Source organism: Longimicrobium sp., from assembly GCF_036554565.1.
Lineage (GTDB): Bacteria > Gemmatimonadota > Gemmatimonadetes > Longimicrobiales > Longimicrobiaceae > Longimicrobium.
The window spans coordinates 1-5999 of sequence record NZ_DATBNB010000386.1 but is presented as its reverse complement, the minus strand read 5'-3'; the positions used below and the strand labels follow the sequence as shown (position 1 = coordinate 5999).

Here is a 5999-nt window from a genome sequence, read left to right as displayed (position 1 = left end):
CAAGCTGTGGGGTTGCAAGGAGTTATGTGTGATGAGCCGCACTGGCTCCCTTCCCCCGCGCAGTTTGCGGGGGAAGGGTTGGGGATGGGGGGCACCAGCCCGAGCACCAAGCTGATCCCGACGCACCAAACCCTCGAAGTGTACCCCCTCTCCCACGCTGTTTGTGGGAGAGGGTGGACGCGTGTCAGCGCGGACGGGTGAGGGCCCCACGGCAGCCGAGGCCTCGGCTACGGTGCCCGCTGCCGCGCCCGGGCTTGTTCCCCTTCCGCGGCTGGATCCTTCGGCCCGCGTGGGATGTGCTACGGGCCAGTGCCATGCGCTTGGGCCTCAGGATGACAGGCTCGGTCGCGCACTCCGCGCACTCCGGCACTCGCGCACTCCCGCACTCACGCACTCCCGCACTCACTTCCCCCCAATCTCCGTCCGCAGCCGCAGCAGCGCGTCCTCGGCGACGACGAGTTCGCCGCGGGCCTCGTTCAGTTGCTGCTGCTGCACCTCCACGAAGCGGCGGTACGGCGCGATGGACTCGTTCACCTTTTCCTGGCTGTCGCTGATGGCCGCGTGCACCTGCCGCGTCAGCGAGTCGTCCAGCTTGGTGCGCAGGTCCGCCACCTTCTTGCTGAACTCCTCCTTGGCCTGCCGCCGCCGCGCGGGAAGGATGTAGAGGCCCGTCACCGCCAGCGCCGTGGTCATCAGGATGCCCGTGAGGTCGGCCGCCGCGCCGGTGATCACCGTGGCCACCAAGGTGCCCAGGCCGATTGCCCCCACGCCCGCGATCATCGTCGTCCCGGCGCCGCCGCGGACCTCTTCCGCCAGCTTGCGGGCCTCGGCGTCGCGGTTGTAGCTGGACACCGCCTCGCGCGCCGTGCTGCCGATGGACCCCAGCAGCGCCTGCCGGTTGTAGCTGAAGCCGCGCCCCACCTCGCCGATCATCCCCTCGCGATGGCGGTTGATCTGCCGGCGCTCGATGTAGGCACCGATGTCCTGCCACAGCTTCAGGTTGCGCTCCACGATCCAGTCGATGATGCGGTCTACCTCCTCGTCGATCAGCTTGGGGGTGTCGGCAATCACCTGGCGCTCGAACTCCACGCGCACGGTGTCGCTGCGCATCAGCTCGCGCACCTTGGTGATGCGGATGGTGGCGTCGAAGAAGTTCAGCCCGCGCACCTCCATGTCGCTCAGCAGCGAATCCAGCCGGCCGAGGCGCGGCCCGTAGTCGCGCAGCATCTCCTGGTGAAAGGCGCCGAGCTGCGCGTCGATGTTCTGAAGCGTCGCCACGTCTTCCGACAGCAGCTTCAATCGCTCGAACGCCGTTTCCTTGTACTTGGAAGCCAGCTTCAGCCCCACGTTCAGCGGGTTCAGCAGCTTCAGGCGAATGCGCTCCTGCTGGTCCAGCGTGTTGAGCAGGAAGTCGTCGACCGCGGGAAAGCCGCTTGCCGCGTACGCCGCCTCGTCGCCTCCCTGGCGCGCCTGCATGGCCCCCTTTGCCGACACGGGGAACACCAGCGGCTCTTCCCCCAGCAGCGACGTGCCGTTGTCGCGCACGAAGCGCAGCACCTCGCCGCGGTCGCTTTCAGCGCCCAGGATGTCGATCTTGTTGACGATGAAGACGATCTTCTTGCCCCAGGCCCGGATCTGCTCCAGGAAGGTGCGCTCGCTCTCCGTGAACGGGCGGTCGGCGGAGGTGACGAACAGCACCAGGTCCGAACGCGGGACGAAGTCGCGCGTAAGCTCCTCGTGCTCGCGCAGGACGGCGTTGGTGCCCGGCGTGTCGACGATGTTGATGTCGCGCAGCAGGGGCGCGGGGTGCGTGCGCTCCAGCAGGTAGGCCTCGATCAGCTCTTCCTCTACCGTGTCGCCCCAGCGCAGGATGTTGATGCGGTCGGTGGTGGGGGTAACGCCCTCGGGCAGCACCCGCTCGCCGATCAGCGCGTTGATGAAGCTGCTCTTGCCGCTGTTGAACTCGCCCGCGATCACCAGCAGGAACAGCCCCGAAAGCTGCTCGCGCGCCTGGTCGAAGTGCTTGCGGTCGTCCGGGTCCACGTCCGCGCCAAAGCGGTCGAGCGCCTTGGCCAGCCGGTCCAGCAGCTCGCGTTCGCGCGCGCGCAGCTCGGCCTCGCGCTCGCCCAGGATGCTGTTTCGCCGCAGCAGTTTGCCGATCACCATCCGCCCCCCCGCCGTTCCAGGCTCATTCACGTGATGCAAAGCGGCCCCACGTTGCGCAAACGTGGGGCCGCACGGCTGAGAATCCGCTGAACTGCGATCTCACGCGGAGGCGCGGAGGTCGCGGAGAACAGCAGGAGTGCGCCCTCCGCTCCTCCGCGTTCTCCGCGCCTCCGCGTGATCCCGTCCTCTACGGTCGTGCGCTCGTCACCTGCCGCAGCCGCGCGGCGGTTTCGGGGGTGAGCGCGGCGCGGACGGGCAGGTTCTGCGCGCGCTGGAAGGCCTTGAGCGCGGGGATCACCTCTTCGTCGAAGGCGCAGAACTGCGCCTCGGTGGGCGTGCCGTGCCCCGCGCGTGCCAGCAGGTTGCGCAGCGCGCAGATGTGCGGGCCGCCGGGCGCGGTGACTGCCTGCGAGCCGTTGGGCAGAAAGTGCTCGTCGGGATGAAAGAGCGTCATCCACACGTTGTACACGCGCTCCAGCTCCAGGATGGGCTCGGGCGCATCTTCCACGTGCAGGTCGGCGTACACGTCGTCACCGCCGCCGTAGCCCGCGCCGGCCTTTACGATCAGCATCCCGGCCCCCTGCCGCCCGCGCTTGTCGCCGCCCGCCGCCTGCCCCGCCTTGAGCGCCGCCAGCAGCCGCTCGCCGAAGGGGCGCCCCGCCGCCTCCGCCGCCCGGAACGCCGAGGCCATCGAATCCACCACCTCCGGCCCCGTGAGAATGTTGCCCTGAACGCTGAAGTTGGGGCCGCTGCGGTGGCCAGCCCACGCCTGCGCGCTGTCGCCGGTGAACGGGGCCACGCGGCACTGCTTGTCCATCACCGCGAACTGCCGCCGGGCGATGCCCGGGTCCGTCCGCACGAACTCCGCGCGCACCTCTTCGGGCGATCGCCCGGCGCGCAGCATCTCCAGGCCGCGCCGCTTGAAGGAAACGTTCGCCGCCGCCTGCGTGGCGATGGCGCCCGCGTCCGCCGCCGCCGCGGGAACGATGGAGCCGGCGCCCACCACGCGCGACTGCACGGCCACGCCCAGGAAGCCGTTCACAGGATCGCACGCCACGATGCTGAACGTGGAGAGCGAGGGCGGATTGCCGTCCTGCGCAACGGCGGGTGCGGCAAGAAGGAGCAGGAACGAGGTCAGGCGGATGCGCATCGTGAAATTCGGTTCGGGTGGATCGCGGAAGCGAGCAGCGTCTTCAGTCAGAGCTGCCAGAATCGCACCCGCCGCTGTCGAAATCACCACCGCTGTCGCCGCCGCTGTCCCACGACCCGGAATCGGCAGGGGCGCAGCCGTCTGCGCCTCCATCCCACGACGTGCCGGAATCAGTGTTCCGGGTGTGGTCGTCCAGCGGCTGTGGATCCACCGCCGACGAGTCGTAGGACGTCATCGTAGGCGACGAGAAGGAATCAGAGGTGTCGAGGTAGGCCGAGGTGCTCCCGGCCGGCGCCGGACGCGCGGCCTTCAGGGCGCGGACGCGGCGGCGCGGGTGGACCGGCGTGCTGCTGTCGAGTGCCTTGGCGACGCCGGCGATGATCACCACGGCGGCGATGAGGATGAAGAATTCCATGATGGTCGAACGGGCTGAGGCGGAGGGGGAACGCGGGATGCGGAGAAGGCGCAGGAGAAACATGCGCCGTCCATCGCCGATGTCCAGACCCTCGCCGGCCCGAATCGCCGCCGCGCTCGCCCTGCTGCTCACCGCCGCACCCGCGGCGGGGCAGACGGTGGTGCGCGGGCGTGTGATTTCGCCCGACACGCTGCCGCGCCCGGAGATGCGTGCGTACGTGCGGTGGCGTGCGGCGGGCGACACGCTGCCGCGGGTAGACTCGGCGGCGGTCGATTCCACGGGGCGGTTCGAGGTGCCCGTCGGCGCGGCGGGGGGCGATTCGATCGACCTGGCGGTGGACGCGGCCGACGTAACCGCGCGCACCCACCATCCGGCGCTGGTGCGGTTCCGGGCAGATTCGGCGCGGCGGGAGCAGGCCATCATCCTGGTTCCGCGCCGCTGGCGGATTCCGGCGGGGAGCTACGCGGGGCGCGAGGTGGAGATCAGCCCCGCCCGGGCGCGGACGGCCGTGTGCCCCGGATGCGGCTCGTTCTGGCTGCGGGTGTACGGGGCCTACGGGCCCATGTGGTTCCAGAGCTGGCGATCGTCGTCGTTTCCGCTGCGGATCGCGTTCGATCGCGAGTACTCCCTGCCGCGTGGAGCCGCGCCGGATTCGTCCACCTTCTGGCGGATCACGCAGGGGGTGGAAGATACGTTCGGCCAAGACCTGTTCCGCCCCGCGCGCTACGCCGACGTGCAGCCCGAGGACGACGACCGCGATCCCAACGACGTGCTGCTGGTGCTGGTGGACCGTGACGTACGGGCCGCCGCGCTGACGACGGTGCTCAGCCAGGGCGGCGTCGTGGAGTACGGAACCATGCGGCTTCAGCGCGCCGGGCCGCTGACGAACGGGCCGGGCTGGCAGCTGGTGGGCCACGAACTGCTTCATGCGCTGGGGGCGGGGCACACCTGCGAGTGGAGGTCCGTGGCCGCCGACATCCTGCGCTGCCCCGATTTGCGCGCGGACGAGCCGACCCCCGAGGACGTGGCGTACATCCAGGTGCTGTATCGCGTCCGCGACGTTCAGCGGGCCACGGGCGCGCGGTGGGGGCTGGATGCGGCGCTGGAGGGGGAGCGGGTGCTGGGGCGCGGGCGGGAGTGGTAGGTCGTTTCCGAGGGTACGGGGTGGTTCGACGGGCAGTGGTTGCATGCGTCGGGCGCCCCCCATCCCCAGCCCTTCCCCCGCAAACTGCGCGGGGGAAGGGAGCCAGTCCGGTTCGTCACCCACAACTCTGCGAAACGCCAAACCCTGTCATCCAGAGGCCCAAGCGCACCGAACTGGCCCGCAGCACATCCCACGCGGGCCGAAGGATCTTGCATGGGGCACGTATCAGCCCGGGCGCGGCAGCGGGCACCGGAGTGGAGGCCTCGGCGCGTGCTCTGAGGTGCGGTGTTCAGGCCGGGAACGCTGGCGAGGTTTGGGTGCGGGTCGGCGAGGCCAGCGCCGTCCCGCCGCGAACACCACAGCCTGTCATCCAGAGGCCCAGGCGCACCGAACCGGCCCGCAGCACATCCCCTGCGGGCCGAAGGATCTTGCATGGGGCGGGTAACAGCCTGGGCGCGGCAGCGGTCACCGAAGCGGAGGCCTCGGCGCGTGCCCTGAGGTGCGGTGTTCAGCGCGGGATCGCTGGCGAGGTTTGGGTGCGGGTCGGAGAGGCCGGCGCAGTCCCCGGCTGCCCTCACCCCCGGCCCCTCTCCGCAAGCGGGAGAGGGGAGAATTCGATCGCCCTACGGTAGGTTTGTGCGCGTGAAATTGAAGCCCTGCGGGAGGCGCGCCGCGGCTGTCGGTGCGCTTCGATCAGTGTGTGGCGGATCCCTCGGTCGCTGCCATCGACGGTGCGCGGGGAGGTTCGCCGTGGCCGCTCCGTCGGGATGACAAGGCGCGCTCCGGCAGGCGCGTCGTGGGCATGCCGGGCGCGTGTACGTCTTATTCCGCCGGGTACAGCCGGTACTTCTCGCGCACGCGGTTCCACTCGGCGTTCTCGGCTTCCCAGCGGCGGTAGATGTCGCGCGGGTCGTCGTGGCGGCGGACGGCTTCGGGGGCCCAGCGGCTCCCCAGCATCTGCAGCATGGGGCCCATCCCCAGGTTGGCCCGGTGCATCTTCTGGATCTCGGAAAGGAACACCAGCCCGGTGAGCACCGGCTGGTACGCGTCGCGGTCGGTGACGCGCAGCCGCAGGGCGTTGCACTTCTGGTTGCGGAACTGCATCCAGTCCGTGCCGCGCGGCG

General features: G+C 70.1%; 5 protein-coding genes. 1 reads left to right on the top strand and 4 read right to left on the bottom strand.

Going from position 1 to position 5999, the window contains the following annotated elements:
- Nucleotides 1-402: 402 nt before the first annotated feature.
- The 3 genes from VIB55_RS10705 to VIB55_RS10695 all read right to left on the bottom strand — a co-directional run bounded on the left by VIB55_RS10705 (nucleotide 403) and on the right by VIB55_RS10695 (nucleotide 3731).
- Complete coding sequence (locus tag VIB55_RS10705; protein ID WP_331876653.1) at nucleotides 403-2196, bottom strand: dynamin family protein; 1794 nt, start codon at nucleotides 2194-2196, stop codon at nucleotides 403-405.
- A gap of 157 nt (nucleotides 2197-2353) precedes the next feature.
- Nucleotides 2354-3316, bottom strand: coding sequence for a DUF1028 domain-containing protein (locus VIB55_RS10700; protein WP_331876652.1), 963 nt, complete (start codon nucleotides 3314-3316; stop codon nucleotides 2354-2356).
- Nucleotides 3317-3359: 43 nt separating this feature from the next.
- Nucleotides 3360-3731: a hypothetical protein gene (locus VIB55_RS10695; RefSeq protein WP_331876651.1), complete on the bottom strand. Its 372-nt coding sequence runs from the start codon at nucleotides 3729-3731 to the stop codon at nucleotides 3360-3362.
- A gap of 79 nt (nucleotides 3732-3810) precedes the next feature.
- Here VIB55_RS10695 and VIB55_RS10690 point away from each other — a divergent pair, with 79 nt between their 5' ends.
- Nucleotides 3811-4875 carry a hypothetical protein gene (locus VIB55_RS10690; RefSeq protein WP_331876650.1) on the top strand — a complete coding sequence of 355 codons (1065 nt, stop codon included), beginning with the start codon at nucleotides 3811-3813 and terminating at the stop codon, nucleotides 4873-4875.
- A gap of 822 nt (nucleotides 4876-5697) precedes the next feature.
- Here the strand turns inward: VIB55_RS10690 and VIB55_RS10685 are convergent.
- Nucleotides 5698-5999 (bottom strand): hypothetical protein (locus tag VIB55_RS10685; RefSeq protein ID WP_331876649.1); only part of this gene is annotated, 302 nt, incomplete at its 5' end.

Coding starts and splice junctions, on each gene's coding strand:
- VIB55_RS10700 (WP_331876652.1), bottom strand. CDS start 3,316: ATGCGCATCCGCCTGACCTCGTTCCTGCTCCTTCTTGCCGCACCCGCC.
- VIB55_RS10695 (WP_331876651.1), bottom strand. CDS start 3,731: ATGGAATTCTTCATCCTCATCGCCGCCGTGGTGATCATCGCCGGCGTC.
- VIB55_RS10690 (WP_331876650.1), top strand. CDS start 3,811: ATGTCCAGACCCTCGCCGGCCCGAATCGCCGCCGCGCTCGCCCTGCTG.